The sequence below is a fragment of the Caproicibacter fermentans genome, from assembly GCF_014303955.1.
Classification (GTDB): Bacteria; Bacillota; Clostridia; order Oscillospirales; family Acutalibacteraceae; genus Caproicibacter; species Caproicibacter fermentans.
Window position 1 is genome coordinate 1,412,507 of the sequence record NZ_CP060286.1, and the last position, 18,317, is coordinate 1,430,823.

The window sequence follows — 18,317 nt, forward strand, 5'->3', positions numbered from 1 at the left end:
TTTCTGTGAATACCGCAAAGGTGCGAGTACCTTTGCGGTATTTCTGTATTTTTGGAGGCGATCGATTGCAGACAACCGGAATTCTGGAGGAGCGCAAAAGCTCCATCCTGCTGAAAAACAGAAAGGGCAGCCGGGCGCCGATCACATGCGACCGGGCAAGCGTAGCCGGCGCGGTGAGCCAGCGTGCCTGCGTATACTGCGGCGCCCGCGTAGTGCTTAACCCAATCACGGACGCATTCCATATTGTTCATGGACCGATCGGCTGTGCGAGCTACACCTGGGATATCCGCGGCAGTCTGACCAGCGGTTCGACCCTGTTCCGCAACAGCTTTTCCACCGACCTTCGGGAAAAGGATATCGTGTTCGGCGGCGCCGAAAAGTTAAAGGCCGCCATCGATGAAATCATGGAAAAATACGCGCCCAAGCTCATTTTTGTCTATGCGACCTGCATTGTCGGCGTCATCGGTGACGACGTGGAAGCGGTCTGCCGTCAGGCGGAAAAGACCTATCACAACCGCGTCATCCCCGTAAAGGCGCCGGGGTTTTCCGGGACCAAGTCGCAGGGTTACAAACTGGCATGCAACGCCATCTTGCAGCTGCTTGCGCCGCATGAAAACCAGCCGAAGCAAAACGGAATCAATATCCTTGGGGATTTTAATCTGGCGGGCGAAATCTGGATCATTCAAAATTATTTCAGGGAAATAGGCGTTCCGGTCATTTCCACCATGACGGGGGACGCAAATTACGAAACGCTGATCCGCGCGCCTTCCGCCAGACTGAACCTTGTACAGTGTGCCGGGTCCTCCCTGTACCTTGCGCAAAGGATGGAGGAAAAGATGGGAATCCCTTTTTTGAAAGTCAGCTTTTTCGGAATAGAGGACACCACGAATTCCCTGCTTCAGGCCGCGAAGGCGCTGGGAGATAAAGAAACCACAGCACGCGCGGAGGCGTTCACCAAAGAGCAGAGCGCAAAAGTCAGAGCCGCCATCGCGCCGTACTGTGAAAAGCTGCGCGGAAAACGCGCCGCCATCTATGTGGGCGGCGGATTCAAAGCGATTTCGCTGATTCGTCAGTTCCGCGAGATGGGCGTTGAAACCGTGGTTGTCGGAACGCAGACCGGCAAACCGGAGGATTATGAAACCATTCAGAGTCTGGTAAATCCGGGCACGGTGATTCTGGACGACACAAACCCGACGGAGCTGGAAGCCTTCATCCGCAAAACGCACGCGGACCTTCTGGTCGGCGGCGTAAAAGAACGGCCGCTCGCCTACAAGCTGGGAATCGCATTCTGCGACCATAACCATGAGCGCAAGCACGCGCTCGCGGGGTACGAGGGCGTTGTAAACTTTGCACAGGAAATCAATCTGTCCGTGAACAGTCCCGTGTGGCAGGCAGTTTCCTCCCGGACGATATAATCATGGAAAACAGAAAGGAGTTACGCTTATGGGGGCAAATCTGGTTCAGCTCAACGTAAACCCCTGCAAAATGTGCATGCCGATGGGCTCCCTCACCGCTTTTTTCGGCATTCGCGGCTGCATGACCATCCTGCACGGGTCGCAGGGATGCAGCACTTATATCCGCCGCCACATGGCGACGCATTACAATGAGCCGGTGGATATCGCCTCTTCTTCGCTGACCGAGCAGGGGACCGTGTTCGGCGGGGCGGACAATCTGATTCGCGGGCTTGAAAATCTGATTCAGCTTTACCACCCGGAGGTCATCGGCGTTGCGACCTCCTGTCTTGCGGAGACAATCGGCGAAGATGTACCCGCCATTGTTGAAACCTTTCGGCAGAAACACCCTGAGCTTGACGCAGCGCTGATCACGGTCCCGTCCGCCGGTTACTCCGGGACTCAGTACGAGGGTTTTTTCAGAACTCTGCGGGCCGTTGTCTCCCAAGTCGAGATGGACACTCGTCCGAACGGGAAAGTGAACGTCATCACGGGAATGATCTCTCCGGCGGATACGCGCTGGCTGAAATCGCTTTTGGAAGGGATGGGCGTCGAGGCGATTCTTCTTCCCGACCTTTCTGAAAATCTTGACGGCGGCCACGGTGATTCCTACAGCCGCCTTCCGATGGGCGGCACGCCGATTTCGGAAATTGGGCTAATGGGCGGCGCGCGGATGACTCTGGAGCTCTCGGCGTTTCAGAACAAGGACACGTCTCCGGCTCGGGTCCTGAATGAAAAATACGGAGTCCCGTTTCTCCGCCTTCCCCTGCCCTGCGGGCTTGCCGCCACGGATGCGCTCATCCGTGAACTGAAAAAGCTGGGCGGAACGGTTTCGGAAGGACTGAGGAAAGAGCGCGAACGATACCTCGACGCGATGATCGACTCCCATAAATACAACGCGCTCGCCCGCCCCGTAATCTGCGGGGAACCGGATTTCGTCCGGTCGGTCGTCGGCCTCTGCTGTGAAAACGGCGCGGTGCCGGTCGTTGCGGCAACGGGCTCGGACTGCAAGGGCTGGGAAGAAAGCATACGTCCGCAAATCGAAAAAGCCGCCTCCGTTCAGCTTGTGAAACGGTTCTCCGTCTTAAACGACGCGGATTTTGATGAAATTGAACACGCCGCGAGGGAAAACGGCGCCAATCTGATCATCGGCAGCTCCGACGCGCGTCGGGCCGCCGCCAACCTGGGGCTTGACCTGGTGCGCCACAGTTTCCCGGTTCACGACCACGTCGGCGGGCAGCGCCTGCGGATGCTGGGGTACGAAGGGTCGCTTCAGCTGCTGGACCGCATGACAAACACGCTGCTGTCCAAACGGAACTCACGTTTTCGCGGCGAACAGTATGAAAAATATTATCGGGGTGCGAAAGAGACTTCGCCCCCCGATGAAACCGCCGAAAGCCTTGCTCTTCGAACGGCAAAACACCCATGCTTTACCTGCGCCGAGGGGAAATATGCCAGAATGCACCTTCCCGTCGCGCCGGAATGCAATATTCAGTGCGGCTACTGCGTGAGAAAATTCGACTGCCCCAACGAAAGCCGGCCCGGCGTCACATCGGGCATTCTGACCCCGGAGGAAGCACTGGAAAAATACAAGCGCGTCAAGGAAAAAATTCCGAACCTGACCGTGGCCGGCATCGCAGGGCCGGGAGACGCGCTCGCGAACTTTCCCGAAACCTCGGAAACGCTTCGCCTGATCCGCGCGTATGACCCGGACGTCACCTTCTGCCTGTCGACAAACGGCCTGATGCTTCCGCTTTACGCGCAGGAGCTGGTCCGGCTCGGCGTAACGCATGTGACCGTCACCCTGAACACCGTAAGTCCTGAGACCGGGGCAAAGATTTACTCCCATATCGATTTTATGGGAAAACGGTATTACGGCGAGGAAGGGGCTTCCATCCTTCTCGCGAACCAGCTTTCCGGGCTGAAGCTTCTCTGCTCGCTCGGAGTCGTCTGCAAGATAAACATCGTTCTGCTCAGCGGCATCAACGAAAATGAAATTGCAGAAGTCGTGAGAACGGTAAAACAGCTTGGCGCCAAGCTGACCAACATCATGCAGCTTGTTCCGGTCAAAGGCAGCGCGTTTGAGCATCTTTCTCCCGTCCCAAACCGAAAGCTGGCGGACCTCCGGCGGGAATGCGGAAAAATTCTGCCCCAAATGCTTCATTGCCGTCACTGCCGCGCCGACGCAATCGGGACGCTCGACAACGACCGTTCCATTGAATTCCGGGAAAAACCTCAGCAAAAGTCAGAAGCTCCGCTCCGGTTTGCCGTTGCGGCGCGGGACGGCAAACCGGAGCCCACATGCGAGGCTGACGCCATACCGGAGCAGAAGTTGAGCGGGCACGGCATCAGGCTGTTTACGACTTACGACAAGATGGAACACGCGGTCAAAAACGGGGCAAAGCAGATGACAGGAGGGATTGAAACATGAATCGGCCGAAGCATCATATTTTCGTCTGCACAAGCAGCCGGATCAACGGAACGCAGAGGGGATTCTGCTGCACAAAAGACTCCGCCGCCGTCGCCCGGCGGTTTCAGGAGGAAATTGAGGAGCGCGCACTGGAGGGCGAAGTGACGGTGACAAACACAGGCTGCTTCGGGCTTTGTGAGAAAGGCCCGGTCGTCGTGGTGTATCCGGAGGGCGTGTGGTACGGCAACGTAACCCCAGAAGACGTCGAGACCATTATGGAACAGCACATCGAGGGGGATGAACCCGTTCAGTCGCTGATGATCTGACGGGGACGTTTCCCCGTTTTGGAACAGGAGGGATTTGGGAATGATTCGAGTAACGGACAAAACTTTGAGTTGTCTGGATTGCTATCAGGCGTCGCCAGGTCAGCTCGGCGAGCTTTGTGAGCTTCTATTGGAACTGGGAACGGATTATATCGAACTCTCAGAAAACGCATACCGAAAAATCGGAGCACTGCCGCGCGGCGGAAAATACATTCTCAAATTAGACGATCTGTCGGAGGTTCCCAGAATTCCGGAAATCGGATTCTACGTGTGCCGGATAAACGGCGGCGCCGTCAGACCGGATGTGATCCGCGAGGTACATATTAACGGAATCAGTGAAATCCCTTTTCTCCGGCAGTGCCGTGTTCTGCCCTATGTGCGCGTAACCGGTCTGGACGATTTAATGTGCCACAACGCAGACATGGCGTACCGGCAGATTGTAAAAAACCTCTCCGGAAAAATCGAGTTCTGCCCGGAAAACGGCTATGCCTGTGCGACGGCCGCCGCGGTGGAATGGATTCTGTTCGGGGAGCGGAACGTGGTCACCGGTTTTAACGGCATCGGCGGATTCGCCCCGACGGAGGAAGTTTTTCTTGCCCTTCGCCTGCTCGCCCGGTATAAGCCCACTCAGGATTATTCCGCGATGCCGCGCGCAAGCCGGCTGTTGGAAGAAATCACCGGAATTCCGGTTCCAAGGCACAAGCCGGTAATCGGCGAAGAAATTTTTTATGTGGAAGCCGGGATTCATGCGGACGGAGTCGCGAAAAACCCAAGAATTTACGAGCCCTACAAACCGGAGCTGGTCGGTGCGCAGCGAAGGCTTGTCATCGGCAAGCATTCAGGAAAAGCCTCCGTCGCGCTGAAAATGCGGGAAATGGGACTCGCGGCTTATTCCGATGAGATTTCTCAAATTGTGCAGTTGGTTCGCCGGGTCAGCGTCGCCAAGCGGAGAAGCCTGACGGACGGTGAATTTCTTGAACTGATAAAAACGAATACCCGGGAAGGGGGTGAATGCGGTGAAACCAAAAAAGAAGCTGGTTGACACCACCCTGCGCGACGGTGAGCAAAGCCCCGGCTTCGCCATGACAACGGAGCAGAAAGTCAGAATCGCTGCCATGCTGGACGACGCCGGAATCGACCAGATTGAAGCGGGAATCCCCGCGATGGGGTCCTATGAGCAGGATACCATACGGGAAATCGTCCATAGAAAGCGCAATTCCAGAATTTCCGTGTGGAGCCGCATGAATGCCGATGAAATCAAAGCCGCATCCTCGTGCGGACCGGATATCATCCATATCGGCGTACCCGTTTCCTATGTTCAAATCTATTCCAAGCTGCGGCGTAATAAAAGCTGGCTTCTTAAAACAATGCTGTCCTGCGTCGAGCTCGCCCTTTCCGGGGGCGCCGAGGTGACGGTCGGCTTTGAGGATGCGTCCCGGGCGGACCCGACCTTCCTGATTACGCTGTCAAACGAGCTGCGGCAAAAAGGAATCAAGCGCGTCCGCTTCGCCGATACGGTCGGGGTACTGAGCCCCTCCCGTGCGTTTCAGGCTGTTCAGGAATTGATTCAGTATACCGGCATGGAGGTTGAGATCCACGCTCACAACGATTTGGGCATGTCCGTTGCAAACTCCCTTGCCGCCGCAAAAGCGGGGGCTCTTTATATTGACACAACCATTTTCGGCATCGGCGAACGGGCTGGAAACTGCAACATGTCGCAGTTTGTCCGCGTCTGCGAACCTGCTTTTTCCATTCGGCCCAACCGCGGCGAGGCCAGGGAGGTTGAGCGAAAAGCCAGCGAAGTTCTACTGAAAAAGCAAAGGAACGGTTCTTATGAAATGTGGAATTAGAAAATTTCTGTTCGTTTTCTGCGCGGCGATCCTATTTGCTTCCAGCGGGCGCAGCGGGAAAGCGGCCTCTTCCGAAATTCAAAAACTCTGGCCGCGGCGCTTCCGACCGGCTGTAATCTGCGCTATGCCGGCTTCCGGGCGCACTGCCGGGATCCCATCGGAAAGGACCGATAAAGCCAACGAGATCCGGGGAAACAGGGAATGTGATATGATCTATTTGCTGAATCTGTCCGCTATACTGCTTGCCGCAAAAGAGTCCGGCTTGACCTTGCATTCATAGCCGCAGGCCCTGACCCATGCGACAAGCTCCGGAATCAATTTACCGGTCTTTCCATTGGAACCTGCGTCAACGTGAATACAAATATTAATTTTACTCGAATCCAAATTCATTTTTTGACAAAGGTCTTCAAATCTCGACAGCACCCTGTCCGCATACATCAGGCTCATATTGGTTTCGTAAAGAAGCTTTTGCCTGATGTTGTCGATCTTGTTGATTCTGAAAACATCGTAGAAAAAGATTCCGCCATGACCGATATTCTGAACGGCGACTACAACCACTATCTTGGTATCGGAAAAATTCTGGCTGTCCGTTCCTACAGTCAGGTTAAATCCCTCGGATGTTTTGCTGTTCGTCCGGATGTAATTTGCTATGATATTGATCATTTGCTCGTCGCTGCATTTCCCGTAGGTTGGACTGATCATCGCGTTATTCCTTTCTGTCATGAAATATAAAATCTGAATCCCGTCAAGTGCATTCCGCCTTCCGGCACGGGCTTTTGTTGAGAGCCGCTCTTCTTTTACCCCAGATTATATCACGCAGGCGGGGATTGTTCCACCTATCGGCGGATCAATTTTTGATATTTCCCCCGAAGGCCGTTCAGCTGGTCGATCCTAGCCATGAAATCATGTGATTTCATGGCTATTTTAATAATCAGGCTGTCCACTACGGCCATCGCGCTTACCATGGAGTGGTACTCCGTCGGTTCTCCCCGGTAGCAATAGAGAAAAGCCTCCGTGTTTTGAAGTCCGTCCGACAACAGGTCGCTGAACACGACACAGGAGTATCCTACGTTTTGCCTGTGCTGCATCAAAACAGTCGTTTCCGCAAGAACACGGCTGAAACAGAAAAGAATTACCAGATCCTCCTTTCGAACATTGTTCAGGGATTCATACAGGGAAGAACCGCCCTCCAGAAAGATCGGTTCCATGCCGAACCGCCGCAGCCGGTACCTCATGACAAGGGCAACCCCATAGGAAGCATCCGGAGCAAAAATATAGATTTTCGGCGTTTGGGTAATCAGTCGGGCCGCCGTGTCCATTGCTTCCGGGGAAATCAGCCGCAGCGTTTTTTCCAGCGCCTCTATGTTTTTAAGAATCAGTTCGGACGTCGTCCGGTCGGAGTCCGGCAGCGCGGACAGCGTCTTTTTTACTTTGGAAACCGGAGTCGTGCTGTTTTGGGAAACCAGCTTTCGTTTTAACTCCTTCAAACTCGCATAGCCAATCTTCGGCCAGAACCTGCCGATGGTCGCCGGGCTGACGCCGATTTTGGCGGATATCTCGCTCGCCGTTTCAAAATACAGCGTGTTTTCGTGACTCATCAGATAATTCAGGATGATATGGTCTGCTTTGGTAAAATCAGCTTGATTCACATCGGACAAATCCATCCCTATTCCTCCTCGTATAATAAGTTTTGTAGGGCGAAAACGCCCCAAAAATAGAATACCGGCAGGCTTTGAGATGCCCGTGATATAATGCTGTCAAGTCGGCAGGGACAAGCTCTAATTCCTCCTGTTGGGCCGTAAGGCTGCTTCACAGATAGTCTGTTCCCCTGAGCCGGAAGTTAGCTGCAAACTCATTAGCTGTTTGCCGGAATCAAGGCCGCCCTTTTAGCAGTGAGGGATATCGCATTGGCCTTTTCCGGAATGATTCTAATACGCGAGGTTGCTGATGCTCCGGTTATCATGGGTATCTTAAAACCTGCCGACTTGAAAATCCCACTGTGGGGGAGGTGATATTTTTGAATCCACTTTACGTTGGCATTGATGTGAGCAGCAAAAATAACGTCGCTTACCTCATGAAGCCGGATGGAACCAAACACAGCAGCTTTTCCGTGCAGAACAACCGTGGTGGTGCTAAACTGATGTCTGAGAGAATTGTGTCCGCACTTACCGCGATGCAGCTCAGCGACGTGATGATTGGCCTTGAGGCCACCTCCATCTATGGGGACTGCCTCGTTTATGCGCTCCGGGAAGATGGCAGATTGGGACGGTTTCAACGGAAGATCCATGTTCTCAATCCCAAGCAGGTCAGAAAGTTCAAGGATGCCTATTCCGATCTGCCCAAGAACGATTTCGTGGATGCCTTCGTGATTGCCGACCATCTCAGATTCGGCAGAATTGCCTCAGAGGTTTACATGGACGATTATCGCTACAAGGCCCTTCAAACACTAACCAGAGCACGCTTTTTCTCTGTCCAGAACCTAACGCGGGAAAAGCAGCGTTTTGCGAATTACCTGTTTCTCAAGTGCTCTGGGTTGGCTCAGGAAAAAGTCCTTTCCCAAAATACCAGCGCCACCACCATTGCCCTGATGGAACGATTTGAGACAGTGGATGCACTGGCTTACGCCGACATAAAAGAGTTGACCGACTTCATCGTGAAATCTGGACGAGGGAGGTTTGCCAATCCAGAAGCTACCGCGAAGGCGGTGCAAACCGCCGCCAAAGGCTCCTACCGGCTTCCCAAAACCGTGAACGATTCTGTCAACCAGGCCATGTCGGTCTCGATCGCTGCCATGCGGGCATTGGAAAGCCAGATCAAGACGCTGGACAAGGCTATCGAGCAGCAGTTCGAGATCATCCCCAATACGCTGACCTCTGTCCCCGGTATTGGTAAGGTGTATTCAGCGGGTATTATTGCTGAGATCGGTGACATTCACCGCTTTCAGTCTCAGGCCTCTCTGGCTAAGTTTGCTGGCCTCGTTTGGTCTCAGCACCAGTCCGGAGACTATGAGGCTGAGAATACCCATCTAATCAAGTCCGGAAACCGATTCCTTCGGTACTATCTGCTGGAAGCTGCCAACTCTATGAGAAGATGCGACTCGGAGTTCCGGCGCTACTATGACCTCAAGTTCAAAGAGGTCAACAAGTTCCAGCATAAACGCGCACTCGCTTTAACTGCCAGAAAACTGGTTCGGTTGGTCTTTCGGCTGCTGAAAGACAACCGCCTGTACATTCCACCGGAAGAGTATTAAACTCTGATGGTATTGTTGCCCTGTTTTTTAAATTGCAAGGGCAGGGCTTGAAAAGGTTTGCCTTTTTTATCCAGCCAGTACGTTTATGGTGGCTTTTTTATCCGTTCCATTTGCACTTACCCTCTTGACTTCATACCATTAGACTTTGTTCCATTATACTGTCCTTGATCAAAAATGAAAATTAAATTTCATTTAAATTTATATGAAAAACATTAAACAAATCATAACCATCCGATAACATTGACTTAACGCGCCGGCTTTATGATGAGCTTGTCATTTAGGGGGAAACAGCCGTGAATCAAATCTTTTTTTCTTCAACGCTCATGTGGAACGCTGCGCTGCCGGAGCTGTTCCGAGCGGCGCGTGAATTCCAGGCGGAAGGCATCGAGCTTTGGGCGCAGCAGTTCGACAGCAGAGGATACAGGGAAGCGGAATGTCTCAGCCTGCTGGATCGCTGTCCGCTTCCAATTTTTGTACACAGCAAAACCTGGGATTTGAATTTTGCATCGGTGAACCGGCGAATCCGCAGAGCCTCGCTGGACGAAATCAGGAATTCCATTGATCTGGCGGCAAAATTGCACGCCCGGGAACTGACGGTGCACCCTCCCCGGGAATCCCTTTGCGGAAACCGTCCGCTTTATCAGGAGCTAGCCTATCGGGGATTGGAAGAAATCTTCCGGTACGCGAGTCGATCTGGCGTCTCGGTTTCTCTTGAGCTGATGGAAAAAATCCCAAAGGAGATCATGACAACTCCGGACGACGTCCGGGAAATCACCCGCGGCCTCTACCGCGAATTTTCCTATACGGTCGATGTTGCTCACTGCGATAATGAAAAAGAGCTGTTCAATCATCTTCGGGACCTCCCCAAGGTCTCGAAAATCCACATCAGCAACCGCCGGGGCGCGACGTACCACACGCTTCTTTCGGACGGCGATTTTTCTTTTAGAAGATTGTGGCCGGCATTGGAACGCAGCGGCTTTCCATTGGTCATTGAGGGCTTTGACGCTTCCGGCCAATACACCATGCTTCGCGAAAATATTAAATATATTCAAAAGCTGAAGGAGAATCTGCAATGAAAACAAAAACCAAGCTGGCAGCCGGCATTCTCGCTCTTTGCATGGCGGCAAATTTTTCAGGCTGTGCCGGGAACGGCTCGGCTTCCTCCCAAACGAACACGGCGCCGTCATCAAGCAGTTCGGCAGCATCGTCGCAGAAGGATACTTTAAAAGGGAGCGTAACCATCTACACCTCGCAGCCGGAGCAGGATATTCAGGCGCTGATTCAGGCTTTCAACAAAAAGCAGCCCGAGATCAAAGTCAACGTCTTCCGCAGCGGAACGGAAGAAGTCGTCAGTAAAATTCTCGCGGAAAAAAAGGCCGGGGCGGTAAAAGCCGATCTGCTTCTGGTGGCGGACGCGGCAACCTTTGAATCCCTGAAATCGGCCGACCTGCTGATGAGCTACGCTTCCCCGGAGCTGAAAGGAATCAGCAGCGATTACTATGACGCGGACCATACATACACCGGAACCAAAATTATTTCCACGGGAATCGTGATTAACACCGACCTGGTGAAAAAACCGCCGGCGGGGTACAAGGACCTAAAGTCCGCCGATTACAAGGACAATCTGGTGATGCCGAGCCCGCTGTATTCCGGCGCGGCGGCATACAATCTCGGGGTTCTGACAAGGACGGACGGAATCGGCTGGGATTTTTATCAGTCTTTGAAAACAAACGGCGTATCCGTTCAGCAGGGTAACGGTGCCGTGGAAAAAGCGGTGCTCGCCGGTCAGAAATCCTGCGGCATTGTAGTGGATTATCTTGCGCTTCGCGACAAGGCAAAGGGCGCGCCGGTCGATTTCATCTACCCCAGCGAGGGCTCTTTAAGCGTCACCGAACCGATTGGAATTGTCAAAGGTACTCCGAACGAGCGCCAGGCCAAGGCCTTTGTGGATTTTCTTCTGTCCGACGGCGGCCAGGCGGCAACCTCGCAAATCGGCTATACGCCCATTAAATCCGGAGTAAAGGCTCCCGACGGGTTTCAATCCGTCGATCAAATCAAAAATCTGACGTATGATCTTTCAAAACTTGTTCAGACACGAGACAGCGATAAAGAAAAATTCAGCAAAATGTTCGGTTAACGAACCGGGATGATAAAAAGCCGGGCTGCGGAAAACCGCGGCCCTTTTTGGAGATTATCAGAAATGAAAAAAAGGAACCTGCTCTATCAGGCGCTCGGCTGTGCCGCCGTCGTTTTTCTGTTCCTTGTTCCCTTATTCCGACTGGTCCTGATGAGCCTGTCGCAGGGCGGCGGATATGGCTTTGGGAACTATGCCGCGCTGTTTGAAGATTCACGAACCATTCGCGCAATCGGAAACACGGTTGTAATCGCGCTGGTCTCAACGCTTTTGTCGACCGCTCTGGGCGTTTTGTTTGCTTTTCTGAACGCCTATTGGAATCTGAAAAGGAAAAAGCTGCTCGAATTGCTCGTGCTCGCCCCTTTCATCATTCCATCCTACGTCATCACCATTTCCTGGACCAGCGTTTTAACGGGCAACGGCGAACTCAACCGCGTTCTGCGCCTGCTGCATCTTGGACCGGTCAATCTGTATTCGCTTGGCGGCATCATTTTTGTTCTCGGCATCTGCAACATTCCGCTCGTTTACCTGACGACCGTCAACACGCTTCGGAAAATTCCCAGAGAGCTGGAGTGGGCTGCCAGGGCAGCCGGCTGCGGCCGGTGGGAAACCCTGTTTCGAATCGATCTGGCTCAGGCCGCGCCGGCAATCCTCGGCGGAAGCGTACTGGCGTTCCTTTCATGCATGGATAATTTTTCAGTGCCCGCTTTTCTGGGAATTCCCGCTTCCATCCCGGTACTCAGCACCTATATCTATGAAAAGGCGATCGGTTTCGGTCCCGATTCGTTTTCCCTCGCTTCCGCGCTATCCGTGCTGCTTTCCGTTGTGGCGGTTTCCGGATCACTTGCCATGACCGCCTTTGCCGGAAAAGCCAGGCAGACGGACAGCATCCGCCTCGATTTTTCCCCGCGCATCTTTCTGAACCAAAATGCGCGCAGACGCGTCGAGTGGTTCGGCATCACGTTTTTTTTGCTGCTTGATCTGGTTCCTCTGCTGAATATGACGGCCGCGTCCTTTCAAAAAGTTTACGGGCAGCGCTTTTCACTCGCAAACCTTTCCTTTCAAAGCTACCGGTTCCTGTTTACGAACAGCGGCGTGCTGAACGCCCTTTGCAACAGCTTGTTTCTTTCGTTGACCACATGCGCGTTGTGCATTCTCATCGGCACGGCGGCCGCCTACCAAAAATTACGCGGCAAAGGCACCGCGGTTCGCCTGCTGGAATTCTGCGCGTCGCTGACCTATGCGATTCCCGGCATTGTGCTTGCCCTCGCAATGATCTTCCACTGGTCGATGATTCCGGGTGTCTACGGCAGCATTTGGATTCTGATCGCGGCCTACCTTACACGTTATCTGATTCTTCAGATCAAAGGCAGCACCGCGGCCATGCTTTCCATTCACCCGTCCCTGGAAGAGGCGGCCCATGTCGCCGGCGGCGGAAAAATCAGAATGTGGAAAAAAATTCTGACTCCTCTGCTTTTCAGGCAAACCTTATCCAGCTCCCTTTTGATTTTTGTCTCCTCCCTGACGGAAATGACGCTGTCTTCCATTTTGGCCTCCGCCGGAACCAAAACCATCGGGCTGACCGTTTTCAACTTTCAGCAGTCCGGCGACTACAACATTGCGTATGCGTTCTCCGTTCTGATCGTCATTCTGATTCTTTTCGGCTACGGCCTGATTCAGTACGTATGCCGGGAATCCGGCGGAAAGAAAGAACGATCGCCGGAGCACGATGCCGAAGGATCCCATTCCAGCCATAAAGACGCCTTAAAAAAGATGGAGGAGAGCATTTTATGAGCCTGAGAATCACACATTTGTCAAAACTATATGGAAAAAACATTGCTCTGTCCGACGTATCCATAGAAATCGGCGACGGGGAATTTCTCTGTATTCTTGGGCCCTCCGGCTGCGGAAAAACCACGCTGCTCAGGTTGGCGGGCGGCTTTGAAACGCCATCCTCAGGCTCCATTCTTTTAAACGACACACTTTACTCCTCCCCTGAGCAATGTCTCCCGGTCGAACGGCGAAATCTTGGAATGGTATTCCAGTCCTTCGCCCTCTGGCCGAATATGACGGTTCGCCAGCACGCGGAGTTTCCCCTGCTCCGGAAAAAATACGCCCGGATGGACGCGGCGGAAAAGAACAGGCTGATCGATCAGGCGCTCGAAAGCGTTGGGCTGTCAACTCTGTCGGACCGTTACCCCGACGAACTGTCCGGCGGGCAGAAGCAGCGCGTCGCCCTTGCCAGGGCCATTATCACAAGGCCGAAAATTCTTTTGATGGACGAACCGCTCAGCGCGCTGGACGCGGAGCTGAAGATCAGCATGAGAAAAGAAATCCAGGATATCCACCGAATGACCGGGGCAACCATCCTGTACGTTACGCACGACCAGAACGAGGCGCTCGCGATGGCGGACCGCATGATGATTATGAAAAACGGCAGAGTGGAACAGATCGGTACCCCGGAAGAAATTTACCTTCATCCCCGCACGGCCTTTACGGCAACCTTTGTGGGAAAATACAATCTGTTGCGCGGCATCTGGGACCGCGACAAATTTTACGAAGAAAGCTCCAACGCGTGTTTTCACGACCGCACGACCTGTTCGGAGTTAAAAGAGCAGAACCTGTTTCCCGTTCGTCCGGATCAATTCCGAATTGTTAAGCAGGGAGACGGAATAGAGGGAAAAATCACAAACCGGCAGTACTGCGGGCGTGAGATTCACTATTCTGTCGACTGTTCGGGCAGACCGGTCACGGTCTACGCCCCCGTGCGGGAAGACTACGATCTGAACGACACGGTCGTCCTGATCAAAAAGGAGGAAACAGATTGAAAGCGCTTTTTGATCTGCATACGCACACGCTTGCAAGCAGCCACGCGTTCAGCACCCTCAGGGAAAACATCGAATCGGCACGGCAGAAAGGGCTTTTGGCGGTCGGAACCAGCGACCACGCGGAAAAAATGCCGGGTGCAAATCCCGCCCTTTTCAGCAATTATAAAGTTGTTCGGGAATCCTTCGAGGGCGTCCGGGTTTTCTGCGGGATCGAAGCAAACATCTGTGATTTTGAAGGCACAATCGACGTAGACGACTCCCTGCTCCAAAAACTCGATTATGTGATCGCAAGCCTTCACTCCCCCTGTATTCAGAGCGGAAGCATCCGGCAGAACACGAACGCCCTGATCCGAGCAATGGAAAATCCATCTGTAAAAATCATCGGCCATCCCGACGACAGCCGCTACCCATTGGATTACGGGGCGCTTGTTTCCGCCGCTAAAAAACGCGGAACCGCTCTGGAACTCAACAATTCCTCCCTGATCCCCGGCTCGACCAGAGTCGGTGCAAGAGCAAACGCCAAAAAACTTTTGGAAGCCTGTAAAAGAAATCGAGCGTCCGTCGTCATTGGGAGCGACGCTCACATCTGGTATGACGTGGGACGTTTTGAGGAGGCGTTTGCGCTCATCAACGAGGTTGGATTTCCCGAGGAATTGGTTCTGAATCTTAGTTTTGACGGCCTTAAAATGATTTTGAATTCAAAATCGCACAGGATATCTCCGGTCTTCTAAAATCCGCCGACCGCAGCGCACCGTTTCATGGAAAGCTGCTCCTCGGGGATTTCCGGAAGCCGGGTTCCCCTCGATTCCATGACAATTTTATGACGATTTTCCCGGACAGAGTCCTCACAAGCAAATTTTTAAGAAATGTCAAGTCTTGAATAGACCCGGGAATCCGAGTAGAATTATTATTTGTGTCATACGGAATCGAAAGGACAGATTGAATGGACGAAATTAAGCAAATCTATTGTGGCGACAGCTACACCGCGTTTTTAAGCTATTGCGATCTTCACGGTTTTAAACGAATGCGTGACCTGATGGGCTGCAGGTTTGAAGAGCTGCCGGAATTAATTCACCTTTCTCCCATGCTGCTCAGCCGGATCAAGGCCATCTGCGTTCTTTATTTTAGAAAGCATCCGGAATGTCTGGTTGGCGCTAAGACCAAAACAAAGGCCTCTTCCTCCAACACGGAAGATCTGGCGGACCGGCTGCTCGTCGTTTTCCAGCAAAACGCAAATAAACTCATTCATATCTCCGATCTTTCAAAAGCGATCGGAAAGGGCGTCAGGCGAAACGACATCATTCATGTTCTGGAGCACCAGACATGGTGCAAAATCGTGGATAACACCACGTTTTTTTATGCCCCAAAAGACTGAACGGGGCGGGAAGTAAAACAAAAAGGGATGCCGATCTGTTTTTTCAGACCGGCACCCCTTTGTTTTGCCCACCGTGATGACAGGCGGAAGTCCCGAACGCGGAATCGCCGACCCGCGTCCGCGCAAGTTCGACCCGCATTGTCTCCCTTTTGCCCGGCTTTCGCCGGACTTTTCAATAACCTTCGGCTCCAGTGCGCCTTGATTCGCAGAACGGGGTTCATTCGATTACTTTGATCCAACCCTTCGGTCCTTCGACCCGGCCCATCTGAATTCCAGTTAACGTGTCGTACAGCTTCTTTGTAATCGGCCCCATATTCTGCATTCCGCTCGGCATGCAGATTTCCTTCCCGTGGTCCACAATTTTGCCGACCGGCGAGATGACGGCCGCCGTGCCGCAAAGGCCGCATTCGGCAAAGTCCTTGACTTCCTCAAAGTAAACTTCTCTTTCTTCCACTTCAAGGCCAAGATAATCCCTGGCAATTTCCAAAAGGGAAAGTCTAGTAATCGACGGGAGGATGCTGCCGGACTTTGGCGTTACAATTTTATTGTCCTTTGTGACAAAAATAATATTTGCGCCGCCGGTTTCCTCAACCTTGGTATGAGTCGCCGCATCAAGGTACATATTTTCGTTGAATCCGTTTTTATGCGCCGTAACAATCGCGTGAAGGCTCATGGCATAATTCAGCCCCGCCTTGATATGCCCGGTGCCGTTCGGCGCCGCCCGGTCAAAGTCGCTGACGCAAAGGGTCAGCGGGCGCGCGCCTCCTTTGAAATACGGCCCGACCGGCGTTGAGAAAATGCGGAACTGATATTCGTCGGACGGGGCAACGCCGATCACCGGGCCGCTTGCGAACATATACGGGCGTACATAAAGCGTCGCACCGGAGCCGAACGGCGGAACATAGCCCGCGTTCGCCTTTACGGTCCGAACGACCGCGTCGATGAACCTTTCCGGCGGAAACGTCGGCATTTCCAGTCTTTTCGCGCTGTTTTCCATCCGTTTCGCATTCATGTCGGGACGAAACGCCACAATTCGCCCGTCCTCCGTCGTATACGCCTTCAGGCCTTCGAAACAGGACTGGGAATACTGCAGAACGCCGGCGCACTCGCTGATTGTCACGGTATCGTCTTCGGTCAGCTTTCCCTCGTCCCATGCACCGTTACGGAAATTCGAAACGAATCTCTTGTCTGTTTTTCTATAACTGAAATCAAGATTCGCCCAGTCGAGATTTTTCTTTTCCATCTTAAACGACCTTTCTGTATTTTATTAAAAGTACTGTAAATACTGCCAATTGAGCGGCCATCCGCGTAAACGAAAAGCCCTAAGCCAAAAAGCTTAGGGCGAATCTGAAATCCGTGGTACCACCTAATTCAGAGAAGATGTGTTCTCTGCACTCATCAGCAGAGCAAAAGCACTGCTTTCCGCGCTAACGGTCGGAGTTCCGGTAAAACTTAGCGAATGGATTCGTTCGGTTCAACAGCTCGGAAACGACTTCCCTGTTTTTTTCACGAAGATTTACACCGGCCATCTTCTCTCTGCGCGTCCAAAAACGGGTACTGCTCTTCTTCTCAGCTTTTGATATTTTTTAATTGAAGCTATTATAGCTCGAACCCGTCAAAAAGTCAACGCTGCAAGCAAATTTGATTCCGACTTCATTTTGGCGGCCAATCCTTACTTTCGCCTTCATATGATTTCTCCATGATTTTTTACATCGCGGGAAGCTCGTCGCGTTGTCTGCACGGCCTGCTCTGGCGAGAGTCCCTAAAGCATCAGTTCTGTGGAAAACGCAATCACGGCATGACCGATTATTTTAACTTCCGCGGGTTTGCCTTTCTCGATTTTTACCTGGACCTCCATTGTGCCCGCCCGGCCGATCGCCTCGCCTTGTACCGCGTGAAAAGCAAGCAGAGCCCCGTCATGATCCGCCAACCCATAGTGAACCAAGTAAGCGCCGAGAGGCCCGTTTGCGTTCCCCGTTACAGGGTCCTCCTCAATTCCAATCGCAGGCGCAAACATTCTTCCGTGTATCATCGGCGTTTCGCTCCGGTTCATGGTAAAAACATAATACCCATTGCAGCCGATCTCCTGACTCAGTTTTACAAGCCCGGCCATATCGGGCTGCAAACGATGCAGCAGATTGATATCCCGAATGCCAACCATTACTTTGGAATGCCCCGTCGACGCGATTGCAACCGGGCAGTTTTCAAGGATATCGCTTGAACGAATCCCCAACGCGTCGGTCAGTGCCTGCTTTGCCTTACCCGGCAGCTCATCATGCACTTTTATTTTCCCCTGCGTCATGACGATTTTGTAGTCGTCGTTTTCCCTTATGATGTCAACCGGTAAAATCCCGGCGCCGGTTTTTTGCAATACCCGCGCCGTGCCGAAATGGTTTTCGACCGCTCTTGCATAATGCGCGGCGATGGTGGCATGGCCGCAGATCGGAACTTCTTTTAAGGGGGTAAAAAAGCGGACCCCGACATCGTAAGCGTCGTCTTCCGATTGAAAAATGAAAGCCGTTTCAGAATTATTCAGCTCGCGCGCTATTTTCTGCATCTGCCGGTCCGATAATCCGTCCGCGTTGGTAACCACCCCGGCGGGATTTCCGGACAGCTTTTCCTGCGTGAATGAGTCGATTTGATAAACGCGATAAAGATTTTTCATCATGTCCTCCGTTTCCGGTATTTCCGTCTGT

16 protein-coding genes and 1 other annotated feature are annotated in these 18,317 nt (G+C 52.8%); of the genes, 12 read left to right on the forward strand and 4 right to left on the reverse strand.

What is annotated here, in order from left to right; genetic code table 11:
- Positions 1-65 precede the first annotated feature (65 nt).
- Genes nifE through HCR03_RS07080 form a run of 5 tightly spaced genes read left to right on the forward strand, consistent with a single transcriptional unit; the run spans position 66 to position 6,034 of the window.
- A complete protein-coding gene (gene nifE, locus HCR03_RS07060) occupies positions 66-1,415 on the forward strand; it encodes a nitrogenase iron-molybdenum cofactor biosynthesis protein NifE (protein WP_187037331.1) in 1,350 nt (449 codons plus the stop codon).
- Between the two features lie 28 nt (positions 1,416-1,443).
- Positions 1,444-3,882 carry a nitrogenase component 1 gene (locus HCR03_RS07065; protein ID WP_187037333.1) on the forward strand — a complete coding sequence of 813 codons (2,439 nt, stop codon included), beginning with the start codon at positions 1,444-1,446 and terminating at the stop codon, positions 3,880-3,882.
- The gene (locus HCR03_RS07070; RefSeq protein WP_156990530.1) at positions 3,879-4,187 is read left to right on the forward strand and encodes a 2Fe-2S ferredoxin; all 309 of its coding nucleotides are present in this window, start codon (positions 3,879-3,881) and stop codon (positions 4,185-4,187) included. Before HCR03_RS07065 ends, HCR03_RS07070 begins: the two co-directional genes overlap by 4 nt.
- Positions 4,188-4,227: 40 nt before the next feature.
- Positions 4,228-5,226 carry a homocitrate synthase/isopropylmalate synthase family protein gene (locus tag HCR03_RS07075; protein WP_156990529.1) on the forward strand — a complete coding sequence of 333 codons (999 nt, stop codon included), beginning with the start codon at positions 4,228-4,230 and terminating at the stop codon, positions 5,224-5,226.
- Complete coding sequence (locus HCR03_RS07080; RefSeq protein WP_187037336.1) at positions 5,201-6,034, forward strand: beta/alpha barrel domain-containing protein; 834 nt, start codon at positions 5,201-5,203, stop codon at positions 6,032-6,034. The genes HCR03_RS07075 and HCR03_RS07080 overlap by 26 nt, the downstream gene beginning before the upstream one ends.
- A gap of 213 nt (positions 6,035-6,247) precedes the next feature.
- On the opposite strand, the gene HCR03_RS07085 is transcribed toward HCR03_RS07080, so the two are convergent.
- Positions 6,248-6,736: a ribonuclease H-like YkuK family protein gene (locus HCR03_RS07085; protein WP_066649708.1), complete on the reverse strand. Its 489-nt coding sequence runs from the start codon at positions 6,734-6,736 to the stop codon at positions 6,248-6,250.
- A gap of 134 nt (positions 6,737-6,870) precedes the next feature.
- A complete protein-coding gene (locus HCR03_RS07090) occupies positions 6,871-7,698 on the reverse strand; it encodes a MurR/RpiR family transcriptional regulator (RefSeq protein WP_156990528.1) in 828 nt (275 codons plus the stop codon).
- 353 nt (positions 7,699-8,051) lie between these two features.
- Between HCR03_RS07090 and HCR03_RS07095 the strand changes: the two genes are divergently transcribed.
- The 7 genes from HCR03_RS07095 (at position 8,052) to HCR03_RS07125 (ending at position 15,621) form a co-directional block, all read left to right on the forward strand.
- The gene (locus tag HCR03_RS07095; RefSeq protein ID WP_187037338.1) at positions 8,052-9,284 is read left to right on the forward strand and encodes an IS110 family RNA-guided transposase; all 1,233 of its coding nucleotides are present in this window, start codon (positions 8,052-8,054) and stop codon (positions 9,282-9,284) included.
- Positions 9,285-9,577: 293 nt separating this feature from the next.
- Positions 9,578-10,360: a sugar phosphate isomerase/epimerase family protein gene (locus tag HCR03_RS07100; RefSeq protein ID WP_187037340.1), complete on the forward strand. Its 783-nt coding sequence runs from the start codon at positions 9,578-9,580 to the stop codon at positions 10,358-10,360.
- Entirely contained in the window at positions 10,357-11,421 is a 1,065-nt protein-coding gene (locus HCR03_RS07105; protein WP_066643970.1) for an ABC transporter substrate-binding protein, read from the forward strand. Before HCR03_RS07100 ends, HCR03_RS07105 begins: the two co-directional genes overlap by 4 nt.
- 63 nt (positions 11,422-11,484) lie before the next feature.
- Positions 11,485-13,212 (forward strand): ABC transporter permease, encoded by a 1,728-nt coding sequence (locus tag HCR03_RS07110; protein ID WP_187037343.1) that lies wholly within the window; start codon positions 11,485-11,487, stop codon positions 13,210-13,212.
- Entirely contained in the window at positions 13,209-14,246 is a 1,038-nt protein-coding gene (locus HCR03_RS07115) for an ABC transporter ATP-binding protein (RefSeq protein WP_187037345.1), read from the forward strand. The genes HCR03_RS07110 and HCR03_RS07115 overlap by 4 nt, the downstream gene beginning before the upstream one ends.
- Positions 14,243-14,977 carry a phosphatase gene (locus HCR03_RS07120; RefSeq protein ID WP_187037346.1) on the forward strand — a complete coding sequence of 245 codons (735 nt, stop codon included), beginning with the start codon at positions 14,243-14,245 and terminating at the stop codon, positions 14,975-14,977. Before HCR03_RS07115 ends, HCR03_RS07120 begins: the two co-directional genes overlap by 4 nt.
- Before the next feature lie 212 nt (positions 14,978-15,189).
- Positions 15,190-15,621: a hypothetical protein gene (locus HCR03_RS07125; protein ID WP_187037348.1), complete on the forward strand. Its 432-nt coding sequence runs from the start codon at positions 15,190-15,192 to the stop codon at positions 15,619-15,621.
- Between the two features lie 217 nt (positions 15,622-15,838).
- On the opposite strand, the gene HCR03_RS07130 is transcribed toward HCR03_RS07125, so the two are convergent.
- Both HCR03_RS07130 and HCR03_RS07135 read right to left on the reverse strand, forming a co-directional pair.
- Positions 15,839-16,864, reverse strand: coding sequence for a branched-chain amino acid aminotransferase (locus HCR03_RS07130; RefSeq protein ID WP_187037350.1), 1,026 nt, complete (start codon positions 16,862-16,864; stop codon positions 15,839-15,841).
- Between the two features lie 91 nt (positions 16,865-16,955).
- Positions 16,956-17,201, reverse strand: a binding site (T-box leader).
- A 182-nt stretch (positions 17,202-17,383) separates the two neighbouring features.
- The gene (locus tag HCR03_RS07135) at positions 17,384-18,286 is read right to left on the reverse strand and encodes a PhzF family isomerase (RefSeq protein WP_187038043.1); all 903 of its coding nucleotides are present in this window, start codon (positions 18,284-18,286) and stop codon (positions 17,384-17,386) included.
- Positions 18,287-18,317: the final 31 nt, after the last annotated feature.

Bases quoted from the DNA above. Each gene is read 5' to 3' on its own strand.
- HCR03_RS07065 (WP_187037333.1), top strand. From the start codon at position 1,444: ATGGGGGCAAATCTGGTTCAGCTCAACGTAAACCCCTGCAAAATGTGC.
- HCR03_RS07125 (WP_187037348.1), top strand. From the start codon at position 15,190: ATGGACGAAATTAAGCAAATCTATTGTGGCGACAGCTACACCGCGTTT.
- HCR03_RS07130 (WP_187037350.1), bottom strand. From the start codon at position 16,864: ATGGAAAAGAAAAATCTCGACTGGGCGAATCTTGATTTCAGTTATAGA.
- HCR03_RS07135 (WP_187038043.1), bottom strand. From the start codon at position 18,286: ATGAAAAATCTTTATCGCGTTTATCAAATCGACTCATTCACGCAGGAA.
- HCR03_RS07090 (WP_156990528.1), bottom strand. From the start codon at position 7,698: ATGGATTTGTCCGATGTGAATCAAGCTGATTTTACCAAAGCAGACCAT.
- HCR03_RS07105 (WP_066643970.1), top strand. From the start codon at position 10,357: ATGAAAACAAAAACCAAGCTGGCAGCCGGCATTCTCGCTCTTTGCATG.
- HCR03_RS07085 (WP_066649708.1), bottom strand. From the start codon at position 6,736: ATGATCAGTCCAACCTACGGGAAATGCAGCGACGAGCAAATGATCAAT.
- HCR03_RS07070 (WP_156990530.1), top strand. From the start codon at position 3,879: ATGAATCGGCCGAAGCATCATATTTTCGTCTGCACAAGCAGCCGGATC.
- HCR03_RS07115 (WP_187037345.1), top strand. From the start codon at position 13,209: ATGAGCCTGAGAATCACACATTTGTCAAAACTATATGGAAAAAACATT.
- HCR03_RS07075 (WP_156990529.1), top strand. From the start codon at position 4,228: ATGATTCGAGTAACGGACAAAACTTTGAGTTGTCTGGATTGCTATCAG.
- HCR03_RS07110 (WP_187037343.1), top strand. From the start codon at position 11,485: ATGAAAAAAAGGAACCTGCTCTATCAGGCGCTCGGCTGTGCCGCCGTC.